Here is a 14,947-nt window from a genome sequence, read left to right on the forward strand (position 1 = left end):
CCCCGGGTCAGACCATCCCGAACCTGGTGGTGGTCCCGGTGGTGGACGGGAAGGTCAGTTTCTTCAACAACCAGGGCACCGTGGACCTCCTCGCGGACATCACGGGCTACTTCAGCAAGTAGCGGCAACGTTTTCAGCGGGCCCCCGGGACGCGTCCCGGGGGCCCGTGGACTTTTCAGGGGCGGGACATGGCGAACGACGACAACAACAACCACGACGGACCGGCGGTCTCCGACGAGGAGTGGGCCCGGTTCATGGAGCAGGCCCGGACGGGCGCGGGCGAGGCCCCGCAGGAACCCTCCGCCCGGGCGCGCATGGTCACCGCGCGGCTGCGCGCCGAGTCGGCCGAACCGGCCGGCTGGCGCACCGGCCCGGCCTGGCAGGAGATGCAGGGGCGGGGGAGGCGCAAGCGGCGGCTCAAGGCCGCGGCGGCGGTCGTCTTCATCGCCGCCCTCGCGCTGATCGCCGTACGGCCGGAGCTGGTCATCGACCGCGTCACGGGCAAGGCCGCGCGCGAGGAGAAGGCCCGTGAGCCGCTGCCCGCCGAGACGGCGCGGCCCAGCGCCCCGCCCTCGGCCGTCGACCCGGACCGGCCCACCCTCACGGAGCCCTTCAAGGGCTCCCCGGCCCTCCAGTGGGCCGACGGGGCGGCCGGGATCGAGCTCCCGCAGGCGCAGGCCGTCGGCGGCATGAGCCAGGAGCAGGTCGCGGACGCGCTGGAGAAGGCCAAGCAGTTCCTGGTCTCCGCCAACCTGGACCCGGCGACCCTGCGCGGGGAGCGGCCCGCGGCGGCGCTGGAACTGCTCGACCCGAAGCTCAAGGACGAGCTGGACCGCCTGGAGGGCACGCTGACGGCTCCGACGAAGGAGAACGACCCGCTGCACCTGTTCACCCGGGTCAAGCCCGCAGAGCTGAAGCCGGCGGGCGACGTGGTCAAGGTTCGCGGCCGGATGTGGGTGGAGCCCGGCAAGGAGGCCGGGCAGGTCAGCGTGCTGGCCGACTACACCTTCGTCTACCCGTTCGTGAAGGCGAAGCCGGGCGCCGACGAGGTGGCGCGCTCCATCGTGCGGCGCGAGGTCACCTTCTCGACAGCCGACCCGCGCAAGTGGCAGGCCACCGCCGGAAAGCTCTGGCTGGAGCGGTACAACGTCAACCTCGCCAACAGCGCGTGCGACGTGTACGACGGATACCTGCACCCCACGTTCGCCGACGACGCCCGGACCGGCCCCGCGCCCTCCGGCACGCCCGTCGACCCGTACGACCGCAGCAAGGGCATCGACTCCGGTGAGCCGGAGGGGTGCGGGACCCTGTCGCGCACCTGAGCCCGTGGGACGGCCCGGGCGGACCCCAAGCGGGGCCCGGGCCGTTCCGCCGCGTGGCGCGGTTTGACCACTCACCGGGGAGGGGTATTCTCTTCGGCCCGATTGGCGCAGTACGTGTCTTGTATGGCAGACTACTCAAGTTGCTCGGCTGAGTGCCGATGCTGCGCGCCTCCCGCCGGGAGGACCGGAAGCGAGTCCCACAGTACTCGTCGCCTTTATCTGCCTTTCGGGGCAGCAATGGGGCGGACGTACGGGAATCTTCTGGGAAGCGTCAGCACGGTGCCTGCCAGGCGCTCGGTGGGTGTTTCTCCCCCGAACCGCGGTCCTGGGACCGCACCCCCTTGGACGAGGGAATTTCCGTATGGGAATTTTCTGTAGAGGGAGTGCGACACGCCCGACCGCGTGGGTCGGAGAGAAGCGGTGGAGGGATCCACAGCCGACCGAGGGCCAGAGCGTTTCCACAACAGACAGGACTACGGAGTAGCCATGGCGGGACAGAAGATCCGCATCCGGCTCAAGGCCTACGACCACGAGGTCATCGACTCCTCGGCGAAGAAGATCGTCGAGACGGTGACCCGCACTGGTGCGTCGGTCGCAGGCCCGGTGCCGCTGCCCACTGAGAAGAACGTGTACTGCGTCATCAAGTCGCCGCACAAGTACAAGGACTCGCGCGAGCACTTCGAGATGCGCACGCACAAGCGCCTGATCGACATCCTCGACCCGACGCCCAAGACCGTTGACTCGCTGATGCGCCTGGACCTTCCGGCCGGCGTTGACATCGAGATCAAGCTCTGAGAGGCGTCGAGAAGATGGCAAAGCAGATCAAGGGCGTCCTGGGCGAGAAGCTCGGCATGACCCAGGTCTGGGACGAGAACAACCGTGTCGTCCCGGTGACCGTCGTCAAGGCCGGGCCCTGCGTCGTTACCCAGGTCCGTACGAACGACATCGACGGCTACGAGTCGGTCCAGATCGCCTTCGGCGAGATCGACCCGCGCAAGGTGAACAAGCCCCTCAAGGGCCACTTCGCCAAGGCCGACGTGACCCCCCGCCGCCACCTGGTGGAGCTCCGCACCTCCGACGCCAGCGAGTACACGCTCGGCCAGGAGATCACTGCTGAGGTGTTCGAGTCCGGCGTCAAGGTCGACGTCACGGGCAACAGCAAGGGCAAGGGCTTCGCCGGTGTCATGAAGCGGCACAACTTCCGGGGCCTCGGCGCCGGTCACGGTGTGCAGCGCAAGCACCGCTCCCCCGGTTCGATCGGTGGCTGCGCCACCCCTGGGCGTGTCTTCAAGGGCATGCGCATGGCTGGTCGTATGGGCAACGAGCGCGTCACCACCCAGAACCTGACCATCCACGCGGTAGACGCGGAGAAGGGTCTGCTCCTCATCAAGGGCGCAGTCCCCGGTCCGAACGGCGGCCTCGTCCTGGTCCGTACCGCGGCCAAGGGGGCTTGAGGTTAATGAGCACCATTGACATCCTTTCGCCGGCAGGCGACAAGGCCGGTACCGTCGAGCTCCCCGCGGAGATCTTCGACGCGAAGACCAGCGTTCCGCTGATCCACCAGGTCGTCGTCGCTCAGCTGGCTGCTGCCCGTCAGGGCACGCACAAGACGAAGACCCGTGGCGAAGTCCGTGGTGGTGGCAAGAAGCCTTACCGCCAGAAGGGCACCGGCCGCGCCCGTCAGGGTTCGACCCGCGCTCCGCAGTTCGCCGGCGGTGGCGTCGTCCACGGCCCGCAGCCGCGTGACTACTCGCAGCGGACCCCCAAGAAGATGAAGGTCGCCGCCCTCCGCGGTGCCCTGTCGGACCGTGCGCGTCACTCCCGCATCCACGTCGTCACCGGCGTGGTCGAGGGTGCTGCCTCCACGAAGGCCGCCAAGACGCTGTTCGGCAAGATCTCGGAGCGCAAGAACCTGCTCCTGGTCGTCGAGCGTGCCGACGAGGCCGCGTGGCTGTCCGCCCGCAACCTGCCCCAGGTTCACATCCTGGAGCCGGGCCAGCTGAACACGTACGACGTGATCGTCTCTGACGACGTGGTCTTCACCCAGGCCGCGCTTGAGTCCTTCGTGTCTGGCCCCAAGGCCGACGAGACCGAAGGGAGCGACGCCTGATGTCCGAGGCGACCGTTACCAGCAAGACCTTCACCGACCCGCGCGACCTGCTGATCAAGCCGGTTGTCTCGGAGAAGAGCTACGCGCTGCTGGACGAGAACAAGTACACGTTCATCGTCGCGCCCGGCTCCAACAAGACCCAGATCAAGCAGGCCGTCGAGGCGGTCTTCGGGGTCAAGGTCACCGGGGTCAACACGATCAACCGTCAGGGTAAGCGCAAGCGCACCAAGACCGGTTTCGGCAAGCGCGCTGACACCAAGCGCGCCATCGTGACCCTCGCTGAGGGCGACCGAATCGACATCTTCGGCGGCCAGGCCTCCTAACGGAGGTCTAGTCGTCCGGAATCGGACGAGGACTGAGAAATGGGTATCCGCAAGTACAAGCCGACGACCCCGGGCCGTCGTGGCTCCAGCGTCGCCGACTTTGTCGAGATCACGCGGTCCACGCCGGAGAAGTCGCTGGTTCGCCCGCTGCACAGCAAGGGCGGCCGTAACAACACCGGTCGGATCACCGTTCGCCACCAGGGTGGTGGACACAAGCGCGCCTACCGCGTGATCGACTTCCGTCGTCACGACAAGGACGGCGTGCCGGCCAAGGTCGCGCACATCGAGTACGACCCCAACCGCACGGCGCGCATCGCGCTCCTGCACTACGCGGACGGCGAGAAGCGCTACATCATCGCTCCCCGCGGTCTGAACCAGGGCGACCGGATTGAGAACGGCCCCACGGCCGACATCAAGCCCGGCAACAACCTGGCCCTGCGCAACATCCCGGTCGGTACCACGATCCACGCGATCGAGCTCCGTCCCGGTGGTGGCGCCAAGTTCGCCCGTTCCGCGGGTGCCTCCGTGCAGCTGCTGGCGAAGGAGGGCACGATGGCCCACCTTCGTATGCCGTCCGGTGAGATCCGCCTGGTCGACGCGCGCTGCCGCGCGACGGTCGGCGAGGTCGGCAACGCCGAGCAGTCGAACATCAACTGGGGCAAGGCCGGCCGCATGCGCTGGAAGGGCGTTCGCCCGTCCGTCCGCGGTGTCGCGATGAACCCGGTTGACCACCCGCACGGTGGTGGTGAGGGCAAGACCAGCGGTGGTCGCCACCCGGTCTCCCCGTGGGGTCAGAAGGAGGGTCGTACTCGCTCGCCGAAGAAGGCTTCGAGCAAGTACATCGTCCGCCGCCGCAAGACGAACAAGAAGCGCTAGGAGCGGGTTTAGATGCCGCGCAGTCTCAAGAAGGGACCCTTCGTCGACGGACACCTCGTGAAGAAGGTGGACGCTCAGAACGAAGCTGGTACCAAGAACGTCATCAAGACCTGGTCCCGTCGCTCGATGATCATCCCGGCCATGCTGGGTCACACCATCGCGGTGCACAACGGCAAGACCCACGTCCCGGTGTTCGTCACCGAGTCGATGGTCGGCCACAAGCTCGGCGAGTTCTCGCCGACTCGCACCTTCCGCGGCCACGTCAAGGACGACCGGAAGTCGAAGCGCCGCTAAAGGCGGGGTGGTAACGACTATGACTTACACCGAAGGGACAACCATGGAAGCCAGGGCCCAGGCGCGGTACATCCGCGTCACGCCCATGAAGGCCCGCCGCGTGGTGGACCTTATCCGTGGCATGGATGCCACGGAGGCTCAGGCGGTCCTGCGTTTCGCCCCGCAGGCCGCGAGCGTGCCGGTCGGCAAGGTGCTGGACAGCGCCATTGCCAACGCCGCACACAACTACAACCACCCGGACGCCTCCACGCTGGTCATCAGCGAGGCGTACGTGGACGAGGGCCCGACCCTGAAGCGGTTCCGTCCGCGTGCCCAGGGCCGTGCCTACCGGATCCGCAAGCGGACCAGCCACATCACCGTGGTCGTCAGCAGCAAGGAAGGTTCCCGGTAATGGGCCAGAAGGTAAACCCGCACGGGTTCCGGCTCGGCATCACCACCGACTTCAAGTCGCGTTGGTACGCCGACAAGCTGTACAAGGACTACGTCAAGGAAGACGTCGCCATCCGTCGGATGATGACGTCCGGCATGGAGCGCGCCGGCATCTCGAAGGTTGAGATCGAGCGCACCCGTGACCGCGTGCGTGTGGACATCCACACCGCTCGTCCGGGCATCGTCATCGGCCGCCGTGGCGCCGAGGCCGACCGCATCCGCGGTGACCTCGAGAAGCTCACGGGCAAGCAGGTCCAGCTGAACATCCTCGAGGTCAAGAACCCCGAGCTCGACGCTCAGCTGGTTGCCCAGGCCGTTGCCGAGCAGCTCTCCTCCCGCGTCTCCTTCCGTCGTGCCATGCGCAAGAGCATGCAGGGCACGATGAAGGCCGGCGCCAAGGGCATCAAGATCCAGTGTGGCGGTCGCCTCGGCGGCGCCGAGATGTCCCGCTCCGAGTTCTACCGCGAGGGTCGTGTGCCGCTGCACACGCTGCGCGCGAACGTGGACTACGGCTTCTTCGAGGCCAAGACCACCTTCGGCCGTATCGGTGTGAAGGTCTGGATCTACAAGGGCGACGTCAAGAACATCGCCGAGGTTCGCGCCGAGAACGCCGCGGCCCGTGCGGGTAACCGCCCGGCCCGTGGTGCCGGCGCTGGCGACCGTCCCGCCGGCCGTGGTGGCCGTGGTGGCGAGCGCGGCGGCCGTGGTGGCCGCAAGCCGCAGCAGGCTGCTGGTGCCGAGGCCCCCAAGGCCGACGCTCCCGCCGCCGCTCCGGCTGAGAGCACCGGAACGGAGGCCTGACCGACATGCTGATCCCTCGTAGGGTCAAGCACCGCAAGCAGCACCACCCGAAGCGCCGCGGTATGGCCAAGGGCGGTACTGAGGTCTCGTTCGGCGAGTACGGCATCCAGGCGCTCACCCCCGCCTACGTGACGAACCGCCAGATCGAGGCGGCTCGTATCGCGATGACCCGCCACATCAAGCGTGGCGGCAAGGTCTGGATCAACATCTACCCGGACCGTCCGCTGACGAAGAAGCCTGCCGAGACCCGCATGGGTTCCGGTAAGGGTTCTCCCGAGTGGTGGATCGCGAACGTGCACCCGGGCCGGGTCATGTTCGAGCTGTCCTACCCGAACGAGAAGATTGCTCGTGAGGCGCTCACCCGCGCTGCTCACAAGCTTCCGATGAAGTGCCGGATTGTTCGGCGCGAGGCAGGTGAGTCGTGATGGCGACGGGAACCAAGGCGTCCGAGCTGCGTGAGCTCGGCAACGAGGAGCTCGTTGGCAAGCTGCGCGAGGCCAAGGAGGAGCTGTTCAAGCTCCGCTTCCAGGCGGCCACGGGTCAGCTGGAGAACAACGGCCGGCTCAAGTCCGTCCGTAAGGACATCGCTCGCATCTACACCCTGATGCACGAGCGTGAGCTCGGTATCGAGACGGTGGAGAGCGCCTGATGAGCGAGAAGAACGTGACTGAGACGAACGAGCGCGGCTTCCGCAAGACCCGTGAGGGTCTCGTCGTCAGCGACAAGATGGACAAGACCGTCGTCGTCGCCGTCGAGGACCGCGTCAAGCACGCCCTGTACGGCAAGGTCATCCGCCGTACGAACAAGCTCAAGGCTCACGACGAGCAGAACGCTGCCGGCGTCGGCGACCGCGTCCTCATCATGGAGACGCGTCCGCTGTCGGCGAGCAAGCGCTGGCGCATCGTCGAGATCCTCGAGAAGGCCAAGTAATCACCTGAGGGGTTTCCCTCAGGTCAGTTCCGCCAGGCTCGGTGGGGGCCTCGCTCCTCGGAGTGAAGCCCCCGCCGGGAACCGGCAGACAAACAGGAGATAGACGTGATCCAGCAGGAGTCGCGACTGCGTGTCGCCGACAACACTGGTGCCAAGGAGATCCTTTGCATCCGTGTTCTCGGTGGCTCCGGTCGCCGCTACGCGGGCATCGGTGACGTCATCGTCGCCACCGTCAAGGACGCGATCCCCGGTGGCAACGTGAAGAAGGGTGACGTCGTCAAGGCGGTCATCGTTCGCACCGTGAAGGAGCGCCGCCGCCAGGACGGCTCGTACATCCGCTTCGACGAGAACGCCGCTGTCATTCTCAAGAACGACGGCGACCCTCGTGGCACCCGTATCTTCGGCCCCGTGGGCCGTGAGCTGCGCGAGAAGAAGTTCATGAAGATCATCTCGCTCGCGCCGGAGGTGCTGTAAGCATGAAGATCAAGAAGGGCGACCTGGTCCAGGTCATCACCGGTAAGGACAAGGGCAAGCAGGGCAAGGTCATCGCGGCCATGCCCAGCGAGAACCGCGTCCTCGTCGAGGGTGTCAACCGGGTCAAGAAGCACACCAAGGCCGGTCAGACCGCTGGTGGTTCGCAGGCCGGTGGCATCGTGATCACCGAAGCCCCGATCCACGTCAGCAACGTTCAGCTGGTTGTGGAGAAGGACGGCCAGAAGGTCGTCACCCGCGTCGGTTTCCGCTTCGACGACGAGGGCAACAAGATCCGCGTTGCCAAGCGGACGGGTGAGGACATCTGATGGCTACCACTCCGCGTCTCAAGACGAAGTACCGCGAGGACATCGCGGGCAAGCTGCGTGAGGAGTTCTCGTACGAGAACGTCATGCAGATCCCCGGCCTCGTGAAGATCGTGGTCAACATGGGTGTGGGCGACGCCGCCCGCGACTCCAAGCTGATCGACGGCGCCATCCGCGACCTGACGACGATCACCGGTCAGAAGCCGGCCGTCACGAAGGCCCGCAAGTCCATCGCGCAGTTCAAGCTGCGTGAGGGTCAGCCGATCGGCTGCCACGTCACCCTCCGTGGTGACCGCATGTGGGAGTTCCTGGACCGTACGCTGTCGCTCGCGCTGCCGCGTATCCGTGACTTCCGCGGTCTGTCGCCGAAGCAGTTCGACGGCCGTGGCAACTACACCTTCGGTCTCACGGAGCAGGTCATGTTCCACGAGATCGACCAGGACAAGATCGACCGTACCCGGGGTATGGACATCACCGTGGTCACCACGGCGACCAACGACGCTGAGGGCCGCGCGCTCCTTCGTCACCTCGGCTTCCCCTTCAAGGAGGCGTAAGCGAGATGGCGAAGAAGGCTCTCATCGCGAAGGCTGCCCGCAAGCCCAAGTTCGGTGTGCGTGCGTACACCCGCTGCCAGCGCTGCGGTCGTCCCCACTCCGTGTACCGCAAGTTCGGCCTGTGCCGCGTCTGCCTTCGTGAGATGGCTCACCGTGGCGAGCTGCCGGGCGTGACCAAGAGCTCCTGGTAATTCGCCCTCGTCCGCAAGGACTTGGGGAGTACCAGGCACTCTCGGTAAGCATCTGGTCGGTGGGTGCCCTGCTCCGCATGCCGTAGGCTTGTGGGGTTGGGCGTCCGCCGTCCATAACGACTTACTACGCCGTAGGTCCCCGCACCGCACCCGTCCCGCCACTGAGTGGGGAGAGGGATGGCGCATACAGGAAACCCCGGCGAGAGAGGCCGAAGGCCACTTCATGACCATGACTGACCCGATCGCAGACATGCTGACCCGTCTGCGTAACGCTAACTCGGCGTACCACGACACCGTCGTGATGCCGCACAGCAAGATCAAGTCGCACATCGCGGAGATCCTCAAGCAGGAGGGTTTCATCACCGGCTGGAAGGTCGAGGACGCCGAGGTCGGCAAGAACCTCGTCCTCGAGCTGAAGTTCGGGCCGAACCGTGAGCGCTCCATCGCGGGCATCAAGCGGATCTCGAAGCCCGGTCTGCGCGTGTACGCAAAGTCCACCAACCTGCCGAAGGTGCTCGGCGGCCTGGGCGTGGCGATCATCTCCACGTCCCACGGTCTCCTCACCGGCCAGCAGGCAGGCAAGAAGGGCGTAGGTGGGGAAGTCCTCGCCTACGTCTGGTAGTCGGGAACGGAGGAAAAGCAATGTCGCGAATCGGCAAGCTCCCCATCCAGGTTCCCGCCGGTGTGGACGTCACCATCGATGGCCGCACGGTCGCGGTGAAGGGCCCCAAGGGTCTCCTCTCGCACACCGTCGCCGCGCCGATCGAGATCGTCAAGGGTGAGGACGGCGTTCTGAACGTCACCCGCCCCAACGACGAGCGTCAGAACAAGGCCCTGCACGGCCTGTCCCGCACGCTGGTGGCGAACATGATCACCGGTGTGACCACGGGGTACGTCAAGGCTCTCGAGATCAGCGGTGTCGGTTACCGCGTCGCCGCGAAGGGCTCCGCCCTGGAGTTCCAGCTTGGTTACAGCCACCCGATCCTGATCGAGGCGCCCGAGGGCATCTCCTTCAAGGTCGAGTCGCCCACCAAGTTCTCGGTCGAGGGCATCGACAAGCAGAAGGTCGGCGAGGTCGCCGCCAACATCCGCAAGCTGCGGAAGCCCGACCCGTACAAGGCCAAGGGTGTCAAGTACGCCGGCGAGGTCATCCGCCGCAAGGTCGGAAAGGCTGGTAAGTAGCCATGGCATACGGTGTGAAGATCGCCAAGGGCGACGCGTACAAGCGCGCTGCCAAGGCTCGCCGCCACATCCGCATCCGCAAGAACGTCTCGGGTACGGCGGAGCGTCCGCGCCTCGTCGTGACGCGTTCCAACCGCAACATCGTTGCTCAGGTCATCGACGACCTCCAGGGTCACACCCTGGCGTCCGCGTCGACCCTGGACGCTTCGATCCGCGGTGGCGAAGGCGACAAGAGCTCGCAGGCCCAGGCTGTCGGCGCGCTCGTCGCCGAGCGTGCCAAGGCCGCGGGTGTCGAGACCGTCGTGTTCGACCGCGGTGGCAACCGATACGCCGGGCGCATTGCCGCTCTGGCTGACGCCGCCCGCGAAGCCGGGCTGAAGTTCTAAGCCCCGGTTCCGGGACTCACGGACGTAACAGAGAGAGGTAATCCAATGGCTGGACCCCAGCGCCGCGGAAGCGGTGCCGGTGGCGGCGAGCGGCGGGACCGGAAGGGTCGCGACGGTGGCCCTGCCGCCGAGAAGACCGCTTACGTTGAGCGCGTTGTCGCGATCAACCGCGTCGCCAAGGTTGTCAAGGGTGGTCGCCGCTTCAGCTTCACCGCGCTGGTCGTGGTGGGCGACGGTGACGGCACTGTAGGTGTCGGTTACGGCAAGGCCAAGGAAGTTCCCGCGGCCATCGCCAAGGGTGTCGAGGAAGCCAAGAAGAACTTCTTCAAGGTTCCGCGCATCCAGGGCACCATCCCGCACCCGATCCAGGGCGAGAAGGCTGCGGGCGTCGTCCTGCTGAAGCCTGCTTCCCCCGGTACCGGTGTTATCGCCGGTGGCCCGGTGCGCGCCGTTCTGGAGTGCGCCGGCGTTCACGACATCCTGTCGAAGTCGCTCGGCTCCGACAACGCGATCAACATCGTGCACGCGACCGTGGAGGCCCTCAAGGGCCTGCAGCGTCCCGAGGAGATCGCGGCTCGCCGTGGTCTGCCCCTCGAGGACGTCGCCCCCGCGGCTCTCCTTCGTGCACGTGCCGGGGCGGGTGTCTGATGGCCCGCCTCAAGATCACGCAGACGAAGTCGTACATCGGCAGCAAGCAGAACCACCGCGACACTCTGCGTTCGCTCGGGCTCAAGCGCCTGAACGACGTGGTCGTCAAGGAGGACCGCCCCGAGTTCCGCGGAATGGTTCACACCGTCCGCCACCTCGTGACGGTTGAGGAGGTTGACTAATCATGGCTGAGAACAGCCCGCTGAAGGCCCACAACCTCCGTCCCGCCCCCGGCGCCAAGACCGCGAAGACCCGTGTCGGTCGTGGTGAGGCGTCGAAGGGTAAGACGGCCGGTCGTGGTACGAAGGGCCAGAAGGCCCGTTACCAGATCCCGCAGCGCTTCGAGGGTGGGCAGATGCCCCTCCACATGCGCCTGCCGAAGCTCAAGGGCTTCAAGAACCCGTTCCGCACCGAGTTCCAGGTCGTCAACCTGGACAAGCTCGGCGCTCTCTACCCCGAGGGTGGAGAGGTCACGGTGGCCGACCTGGTCGCCAAGGGCGCGGTGCGCAAGAACAGCCTCGTCAAGGTCCTGGGCCAGGGCGAGATCTCCGTGGCGCTGACGGTTTCGGTTGACGCCGTCTCCGCCTCCGCCAAGGAGAAGATCGCCGCTGCCGGCGGCACCGTCACCGAGCTCGTCTAAGACGAACTTTGTGACAAATAGCGAGTAAAACCCGACCGGGGATGCCTCACATATGGGGCATCCCCGGTTGGTCGTTCCACGGGGGGCGCAGTCGCCGGTAAGGTGGCCTGCACCTTTGCTTGTACGTATTCGTCGATCCCTCAGACCGTCACCTCTGACGCAGTAGCGCGGGGGTCGCAGGAGGCACCGTGCTCACCGCGTTCGCCCGGGCGTTCAAGACGCCCGACCTGCGCAAGAAGCTGCTCTTCACGCTCGGCATCATCGTGCTGTTCCGGCTCGGGTCCCACATCCCGGTACCCGGCGTGAGCTACAAGAACGTTCAGATCTGTGTCGACCAGGCCGGGAGCAGCAACAGCCTCTTCGGTCTCGTCAACATGTTCAGCGGCGGTGCGCTGCTGCAGATCACGATCTTCGCGCTCGGCATCATGCCGTACATCACGGCGAGCATCATCCTGCAGCTGCTGACCGTGGTCATCCCGAAGCTGGAGAACCTCAAAAAAGAGGGTCAGGCCGGCACGGCGAAGATCACTCAGTACACGCGCTATCTGACGGTCGCACTCGCGATCCTGCAGGGCACCGGCCTCGTGGCCACCGCCCGCACTGGTGCCCTGTTCCAGGGTTGCCAGGTCGCCAGCCAGATCGTCCCGAACCGGTCGATCTTCACCACCATCGTCATGGTCATCACCATGACCGCGGGTACCTGTGTCGTCATGTGGCTCGGTGAGCTCGTGACCGACCGCGGCATCGGCAACGGCATGTCGATCCTGATGTTCATCTCGATCGCCGCCGGCTTCATGGGCGCCCTGTGGCAGATCAAGCTCCAGGGCAAGATCGCCGACGGCTGGGTCGAGTTCGGCGTGGTCATCCTCGTCGGCCTGGCCATGGTCGCGCTCGTGGTCTTCGTCGAGCAGGCGCAGCGCCGGATTCCGGTCCAGTACGCGAAGCGCATGATCGGCCGCCGCGCGTACGGGGGCACCTCGACCTACATCCCGCTCAAGGTGAACCAGGCCGGTGTCATCCCGGTCATCTTCGCCTCGTCGCTGCTGTACATCCCGGCGCTGATCGTGCAGTTCAGCGGTTCGACCGCCGGCTGGGCCACCTGGATCCAGAAGCACTTCGTCAAGGGCGACCACCCGTACTACATCGCGGCCTACTTCCTCCTGATCGTCTTCTTCGCGTTCTTCTACGTGGCGATTTCTTTCAACCCCGAGGAAGTTGCAGACAACATGAAGAAGTATGGTGGGTTCATCCCGGGTATCCGTGCCGGTCGACCCACCGCCGAGTACCTGAGCTACGTGCTCAACCGGATCACCTGGCCGGGGTCGCTGTACCTGGGTCTCATCGCTCTTGTGCCGACGATGGCGTTGGCCGGCTTCGGAGCGAACCAGAACTTCCCGTTCGGCGGGACGAGCATCCTCATCATCGTGGGTGTGGGTCTGGAAACCGTGAAGCAGATCGAGAGCCAGCTCCAGCAGCGTAATTACGAAGGGTTCCTCCGCTGATGCGAATCGTCCTCGTCGGACCGCCCGGTGCGGGCAAGGGAACGCAGGCCGCGTTCCTCGCGAAGAACCTGTCCATCCCGCACATCTCCACGGGCGACCTGTTCCGCGCGAACATCAGCCAGAACACCGAGCTGGGCCGGCGCGCGAAGGCGTTCATGGACGCCGGTGACCTCGTTCCCGACGAGATCACCATCGGCATGGCCAAGGACCGGATGGAGCAGCCGGACGCCGTGAACGGCTTCCTGCTGGACGGCTTCCCCCGCAACGTCTCCCAGGCCGAGGCGCTGGACGGGATGCTGGAAGAGGCGGGCATGAAGCTGGACGCCGTCCTCGACCTGGAGGTCGAGGAGGACGAGGTCGTCAAGCGCATCGCCGGCCGCCGGATCTGCCGCAACGACTCCGCGCACGTCTTCCACGTCGTGTACGCGGCCCCGAAGACCCCGGGCGTCTGCGACACCTGCGGTGGCGAGCTCTACCAGCGCGAGGACGACTCCGAGGCGACCGTCCGCAACCGGCTGGAGGTCTACCACACGCAGACCGAGCCGATCATCGACTACTACAAGGCCCAGGGCCTGCTGGTGACCATCCCGGCCCTCGGTGAGGTCGCGGACGTCACGCAGCGCGCGATGGACGCCCTCAAGAAGTAGTTTCCCTTGCTGTGCAGGTACGGCCGCGATGTCCCCAGGGCATCGCGGCCGTACTGTTGAGAAGACCCGAACCGAAGGTGGAAGGCCCCGTCCATGGTGCAGATCAAGACCCCCGAGCAGATCGCGAAGATGCGCGAGGCAGGGCTGGTCGTCGCCGCGATCCACGCGGCGACCCGTGAGGCGGCCGTGCCCGGCGCCACGACGCGGGATCTGGACATGGTCGCCCGCAAGGTCATCGCGGACGCCGGGGCCAAGTCGAACTTCCTCGGCTACGGCGGTTTCCCCGCGACGATCTGCACCTCCGTGAACGAGGTCGTCGTCCACGGCATCCCGGACGACAAGACGGTCCTCAAGGACGGCGACATCATCTCGATCGACGCCGGCGCGATCGTCGACGGCTGGCACGGCGACGCCGCGTACACGGCCTTCGTGGGCACCGGCCACGCCCCCGAGCTGGTGGAGCTCTCCCGGGTGACCGAGGAGTCGATGTGGGCCGGCATCGCCGCGATGAAGCTCGGCAACCGCCTCGTGGACATCTCCAAGGCGATCGAGGGCTACATCAAGCGCCAGCCGCGGCCCGCGACCGGCGACCACAGCCTCGGCCGGTACGGGATCATCGAGGACTACGGCGGCCACGGCATCGGGTCCGAGATGCACATGGACCCCCACCTGCTGAACTACGTCTCCCGCAAGCGGGGCAAGGGCATCAAGCTGGTCCCGGGCGTCTGCCTGGCGATCGAGCCCATGGTCTCCCTGGGCACGCCCCAGACGGAGGTCCTGGCGGACGACTGGACGGTCATCACCACGGACGGCACCTGGTCCTCGCACTGGGAGCACTCCATCGCCCTGACCGAGGACGGCCCCATCGTTCTGACCAGCCCGGACTGCGGCAAGGCCAAGCTGGCGGAGTACGGCGTCACCACGGCGCCCGACCCGCTTGGTTAATGATCTACGGTGTAGGGCAAACTCTCCGGATTCGTCTTTCTGGGGGCCCTGACGTAGACTGACTCGTCGGCTCCTTTGCACCCGCATGTCCTCATGCGACGCAGGGAGCTGATCAAGGTAGCCGATTCGAAGGGCGAAGCGTGGCCAAGAAGCAAGGTGCCATCGAGATCGAGGGCACCGTGATCGAGTCCCTCCCGAACGCGATGTTCAAGGTGGAACTGCAGAACGGTCACAAGGTCCTCGCGCACATCAGCGGCAAGATGCGTATGCACTACATCCGCATCCTCCCGGATGACCGGGTCGTTGTGGAGCTGTCTCCGTACGACCTCACGCGTGGCCGGATCGTCTACCGATACAAGTAGATCTTGTC

General features: G+C 66.1%; 26 protein-coding genes. All 26 read left to right on the forward strand.

Annotated elements, in window-relative coordinates:
- Positions 1-188 precede the first annotated feature (188 nt).
- The 26 genes from ACS04_RS11710 to infA all read left to right on the forward strand — a co-directional run bounded on the left by ACS04_RS11710 (position 189) and on the right by infA (position 14,939).
- A complete protein-coding gene (locus ACS04_RS11710) occupies positions 189-1,322 on the forward strand; it encodes a hypothetical protein (RefSeq protein WP_048476517.1) in 1,134 nt (377 codons plus the stop codon).
- A 486-nt stretch (positions 1,323-1,808) separates the two neighbouring features.
- A complete protein-coding gene (gene rpsJ / locus ACS04_RS11715) occupies positions 1,809-2,117 on the forward strand; it encodes a 30S ribosomal protein S10 (RefSeq protein WP_003948644.1) in 309 nt (102 codons plus the stop codon).
- A 14-nt stretch (positions 2,118-2,131) separates the two neighbouring features.
- Positions 2,132-2,776 (forward strand): 50S ribosomal protein L3, encoded by a 645-nt coding sequence (gene rplC / locus ACS04_RS11720; protein ID WP_007265899.1) that lies wholly within the window; start codon positions 2,132-2,134, stop codon positions 2,774-2,776.
- Between the two features lie 5 nt (positions 2,777-2,781).
- Positions 2,782-3,432 carry a 50S ribosomal protein L4 gene (rplD, locus tag ACS04_RS11725; RefSeq protein WP_030026322.1) on the forward strand — a complete coding sequence of 217 codons (651 nt, stop codon included), beginning with the start codon at positions 2,782-2,784 and terminating at the stop codon, positions 3,430-3,432.
- Positions 3,432-3,755 (forward strand): 50S ribosomal protein L23, encoded by a 324-nt coding sequence (rplW, locus tag ACS04_RS11730; protein WP_030154694.1) that lies wholly within the window; start codon positions 3,432-3,434, stop codon positions 3,753-3,755. The genes rplD and rplW overlap by 1 nt, the downstream gene beginning before the upstream one ends.
- A gap of 39 nt (positions 3,756-3,794) precedes the next feature.
- Positions 3,795-4,631, forward strand: a complete 837-nt coding sequence (gene rplB, locus ACS04_RS11735; RefSeq protein WP_030154695.1) for a 50S ribosomal protein L2 — start codon at positions 3,795-3,797, stop codon at positions 4,629-4,631.
- Positions 4,632-4,643: 12 nt separating this feature from the next.
- A complete protein-coding gene (gene rpsS / locus ACS04_RS11740) occupies positions 4,644-4,925 on the forward strand; it encodes a 30S ribosomal protein S19 (protein ID WP_030154697.1) in 282 nt (93 codons plus the stop codon).
- A 43-nt stretch (positions 4,926-4,968) separates the two neighbouring features.
- Entirely contained in the window at positions 4,969-5,316 is a 348-nt protein-coding gene (rplV, locus tag ACS04_RS11745; RefSeq protein ID WP_007265904.1) for a 50S ribosomal protein L22, read from the forward strand.
- Entirely contained in the window at positions 5,316-6,155 is an 840-nt protein-coding gene (gene rpsC / locus ACS04_RS11750; RefSeq protein ID WP_007265905.1) for a 30S ribosomal protein S3, read from the forward strand. Before rplV ends, rpsC begins: the two co-directional genes overlap by 1 nt.
- 5 nt (positions 6,156-6,160) lie before the next feature.
- The gene (gene rplP / locus ACS04_RS11755; RefSeq protein ID WP_030026326.1) at positions 6,161-6,580 is read left to right on the forward strand and encodes a 50S ribosomal protein L16; all 420 of its coding nucleotides are present in this window, start codon (positions 6,161-6,163) and stop codon (positions 6,578-6,580) included.
- A complete protein-coding gene (gene rpmC, locus ACS04_RS11760) occupies positions 6,580-6,804 on the forward strand; it encodes a 50S ribosomal protein L29 (RefSeq protein ID WP_008739703.1) in 225 nt (74 codons plus the stop codon). Before rplP ends, rpmC begins: the two co-directional genes overlap by 1 nt.
- A complete protein-coding gene (gene rpsQ, locus ACS04_RS11765; RefSeq protein WP_030026328.1) occupies positions 6,804-7,085 on the forward strand; it encodes a 30S ribosomal protein S17 in 282 nt (93 codons plus the stop codon). Before rpmC ends, rpsQ begins: the two co-directional genes overlap by 1 nt.
- A 105-nt stretch (positions 7,086-7,190) precedes the next feature.
- A complete protein-coding gene (gene rplN / locus ACS04_RS11770) occupies positions 7,191-7,559 on the forward strand; it encodes a 50S ribosomal protein L14 (protein WP_003956455.1) in 369 nt (122 codons plus the stop codon).
- 2 nt (positions 7,560-7,561) lie between these two features.
- Positions 7,562-7,885, forward strand: coding sequence for a 50S ribosomal protein L24 (rplX, locus tag ACS04_RS11775; RefSeq protein WP_030154701.1), 324 nt, complete (start codon positions 7,562-7,564; stop codon positions 7,883-7,885).
- Positions 7,885-8,436 (forward strand): 50S ribosomal protein L5, encoded by a 552-nt coding sequence (gene rplE, locus ACS04_RS11780; RefSeq protein ID WP_030154702.1) that lies wholly within the window; start codon positions 7,885-7,887, stop codon positions 8,434-8,436. The genes rplX and rplE overlap by 1 nt, the downstream gene beginning before the upstream one ends.
- Before the next feature lie 5 nt (positions 8,437-8,441).
- On the forward strand, positions 8,442-8,627 hold the full coding sequence (locus ACS04_RS11785) for a type Z 30S ribosomal protein S14 (RefSeq protein WP_003956452.1): 186 nt from the start codon (positions 8,442-8,444) through the stop codon (positions 8,625-8,627).
- 223 nt (positions 8,628-8,850) lie between these two features.
- Complete coding sequence (rpsH, locus tag ACS04_RS11790; RefSeq protein ID WP_007265911.1) at positions 8,851-9,249, forward strand: 30S ribosomal protein S8; 399 nt, start codon at positions 8,851-8,853, stop codon at positions 9,247-9,249.
- A gap of 20 nt (positions 9,250-9,269) precedes the next feature.
- Complete coding sequence (gene rplF / locus ACS04_RS11795; RefSeq protein ID WP_030154703.1) at positions 9,270-9,809, forward strand: 50S ribosomal protein L6; 540 nt, start codon at positions 9,270-9,272, stop codon at positions 9,807-9,809.
- A gap of 2 nt (positions 9,810-9,811) precedes the next feature.
- A complete protein-coding gene (gene rplR / locus ACS04_RS11800; protein WP_030008471.1) occupies positions 9,812-10,195 on the forward strand; it encodes a 50S ribosomal protein L18 in 384 nt (127 codons plus the stop codon).
- 45 nt (positions 10,196-10,240) lie between these two features.
- Entirely contained in the window at positions 10,241-10,843 is a 603-nt protein-coding gene (rpsE, locus tag ACS04_RS11805; RefSeq protein WP_048476518.1) for a 30S ribosomal protein S5, read from the forward strand.
- Complete coding sequence (gene rpmD, locus ACS04_RS11810) at positions 10,843-11,025, forward strand: 50S ribosomal protein L30 (protein ID WP_005313525.1); 183 nt, start codon at positions 10,843-10,845, stop codon at positions 11,023-11,025. The genes rpsE and rpmD overlap by 1 nt, the downstream gene beginning before the upstream one ends.
- Before the next feature lie 2 nt (positions 11,026-11,027).
- On the forward strand, positions 11,028-11,483 hold the full coding sequence (gene rplO, locus ACS04_RS11815) for a 50S ribosomal protein L15 (protein ID WP_030154704.1): 456 nt from the start codon (positions 11,028-11,030) through the stop codon (positions 11,481-11,483).
- Between the two features lie 188 nt (positions 11,484-11,671).
- Positions 11,672-12,985, forward strand: coding sequence for a preprotein translocase subunit SecY (gene secY / locus ACS04_RS11820; RefSeq protein WP_048476519.1), 1,314 nt, complete (start codon positions 11,672-11,674; stop codon positions 12,983-12,985).
- Positions 12,985-13,632: an adenylate kinase gene (locus ACS04_RS11825; RefSeq protein ID WP_048476520.1), complete on the forward strand. Its 648-nt coding sequence runs from the start codon at positions 12,985-12,987 to the stop codon at positions 13,630-13,632. Before secY ends, ACS04_RS11825 begins: the two co-directional genes overlap by 1 nt.
- Positions 13,633-13,725: 93 nt before the next feature.
- Positions 13,726-14,577 (forward strand): type I methionyl aminopeptidase, encoded by an 852-nt coding sequence (gene map, locus ACS04_RS11830; RefSeq protein WP_048476521.1) that lies wholly within the window; start codon positions 13,726-13,728, stop codon positions 14,575-14,577.
- A gap of 140 nt (positions 14,578-14,717) precedes the next feature.
- Positions 14,718-14,939: a translation initiation factor IF-1 gene (infA, locus tag ACS04_RS11835; RefSeq protein WP_003956442.1), complete on the forward strand. Its 222-nt coding sequence runs from the start codon at positions 14,718-14,720 to the stop codon at positions 14,937-14,939.
- Positions 14,940-14,947: the final 8 nt, after the last annotated feature.

Origin of the sequence: Streptomyces roseus (assembly GCF_001044425.1) — a bacterium.
Taxonomy (GTDB): domain Bacteria; phylum Actinomycetota; class Actinomycetes; order Streptomycetales; family Streptomycetaceae; genus Streptomyces; species Streptomyces roseus.

Coding starts and splice junctions, on each gene's coding strand:
- rplO (WP_030154704.1), top strand. CDS start 11,028: ATGGCTGAGAACAGCCCGCTGAAGGCCCACAACCTCCGTCCCGCCCCC.
- ACS04_RS11785 (WP_003956452.1), top strand. CDS start 8,442: ATGGCGAAGAAGGCTCTCATCGCGAAGGCTGCCCGCAAGCCCAAGTTC.
- ACS04_RS11825 (WP_048476520.1), top strand. CDS start 12,985: ATGCGAATCGTCCTCGTCGGACCGCCCGGTGCGGGCAAGGGAACGCAG.
- rplF (WP_030154703.1), top strand. CDS start 9,270: ATGTCGCGAATCGGCAAGCTCCCCATCCAGGTTCCCGCCGGTGTGGAC.
- rpsE (WP_048476518.1), top strand. CDS start 10,241: ATGGCTGGACCCCAGCGCCGCGGAAGCGGTGCCGGTGGCGGCGAGCGG.
- rplR (WP_030008471.1), top strand. CDS start 9,812: ATGGCATACGGTGTGAAGATCGCCAAGGGCGACGCGTACAAGCGCGCT.
- map (WP_048476521.1), top strand. CDS start 13,726: ATGGTGCAGATCAAGACCCCCGAGCAGATCGCGAAGATGCGCGAGGCA.
- rpmD (WP_005313525.1), top strand. CDS start 10,843: ATGGCCCGCCTCAAGATCACGCAGACGAAGTCGTACATCGGCAGCAAG.
- rplC (WP_007265899.1), top strand. CDS start 2,132: ATGGCAAAGCAGATCAAGGGCGTCCTGGGCGAGAAGCTCGGCATGACC.
- rplB (WP_030154695.1), top strand. CDS start 3,795: ATGGGTATCCGCAAGTACAAGCCGACGACCCCGGGCCGTCGTGGCTCC.
- rpsQ (WP_030026328.1), top strand. CDS start 6,804: ATGAGCGAGAAGAACGTGACTGAGACGAACGAGCGCGGCTTCCGCAAG.
- rpsC (WP_007265905.1), top strand. CDS start 5,316: ATGGGCCAGAAGGTAAACCCGCACGGGTTCCGGCTCGGCATCACCACC.
- rplW (WP_030154694.1), top strand. CDS start 3,432: ATGTCCGAGGCGACCGTTACCAGCAAGACCTTCACCGACCCGCGCGAC.
- rpmC (WP_008739703.1), top strand. CDS start 6,580: ATGGCGACGGGAACCAAGGCGTCCGAGCTGCGTGAGCTCGGCAACGAG.
- rpsH (WP_007265911.1), top strand. CDS start 8,851: ATGACCATGACTGACCCGATCGCAGACATGCTGACCCGTCTGCGTAAC.
- rplV (WP_007265904.1), top strand. CDS start 4,969: ATGGAAGCCAGGGCCCAGGCGCGGTACATCCGCGTCACGCCCATGAAG.
- ACS04_RS11710 (WP_048476517.1), top strand. CDS start 189: ATGGCGAACGACGACAACAACAACCACGACGGACCGGCGGTCTCCGAC.
- rplD (WP_030026322.1), top strand. CDS start 2,782: ATGAGCACCATTGACATCCTTTCGCCGGCAGGCGACAAGGCCGGTACC.
- rplP (WP_030026326.1), top strand. CDS start 6,161: ATGCTGATCCCTCGTAGGGTCAAGCACCGCAAGCAGCACCACCCGAAG.
- rpsJ (WP_003948644.1), top strand. CDS start 1,809: ATGGCGGGACAGAAGATCCGCATCCGGCTCAAGGCCTACGACCACGAG.
- rplE (WP_030154702.1), top strand. CDS start 7,885: ATGGCTACCACTCCGCGTCTCAAGACGAAGTACCGCGAGGACATCGCG.
- rpsS (WP_030154697.1), top strand. CDS start 4,644: ATGCCGCGCAGTCTCAAGAAGGGACCCTTCGTCGACGGACACCTCGTG.
- rplX (WP_030154701.1), top strand. CDS start 7,562: ATGAAGATCAAGAAGGGCGACCTGGTCCAGGTCATCACCGGTAAGGAC.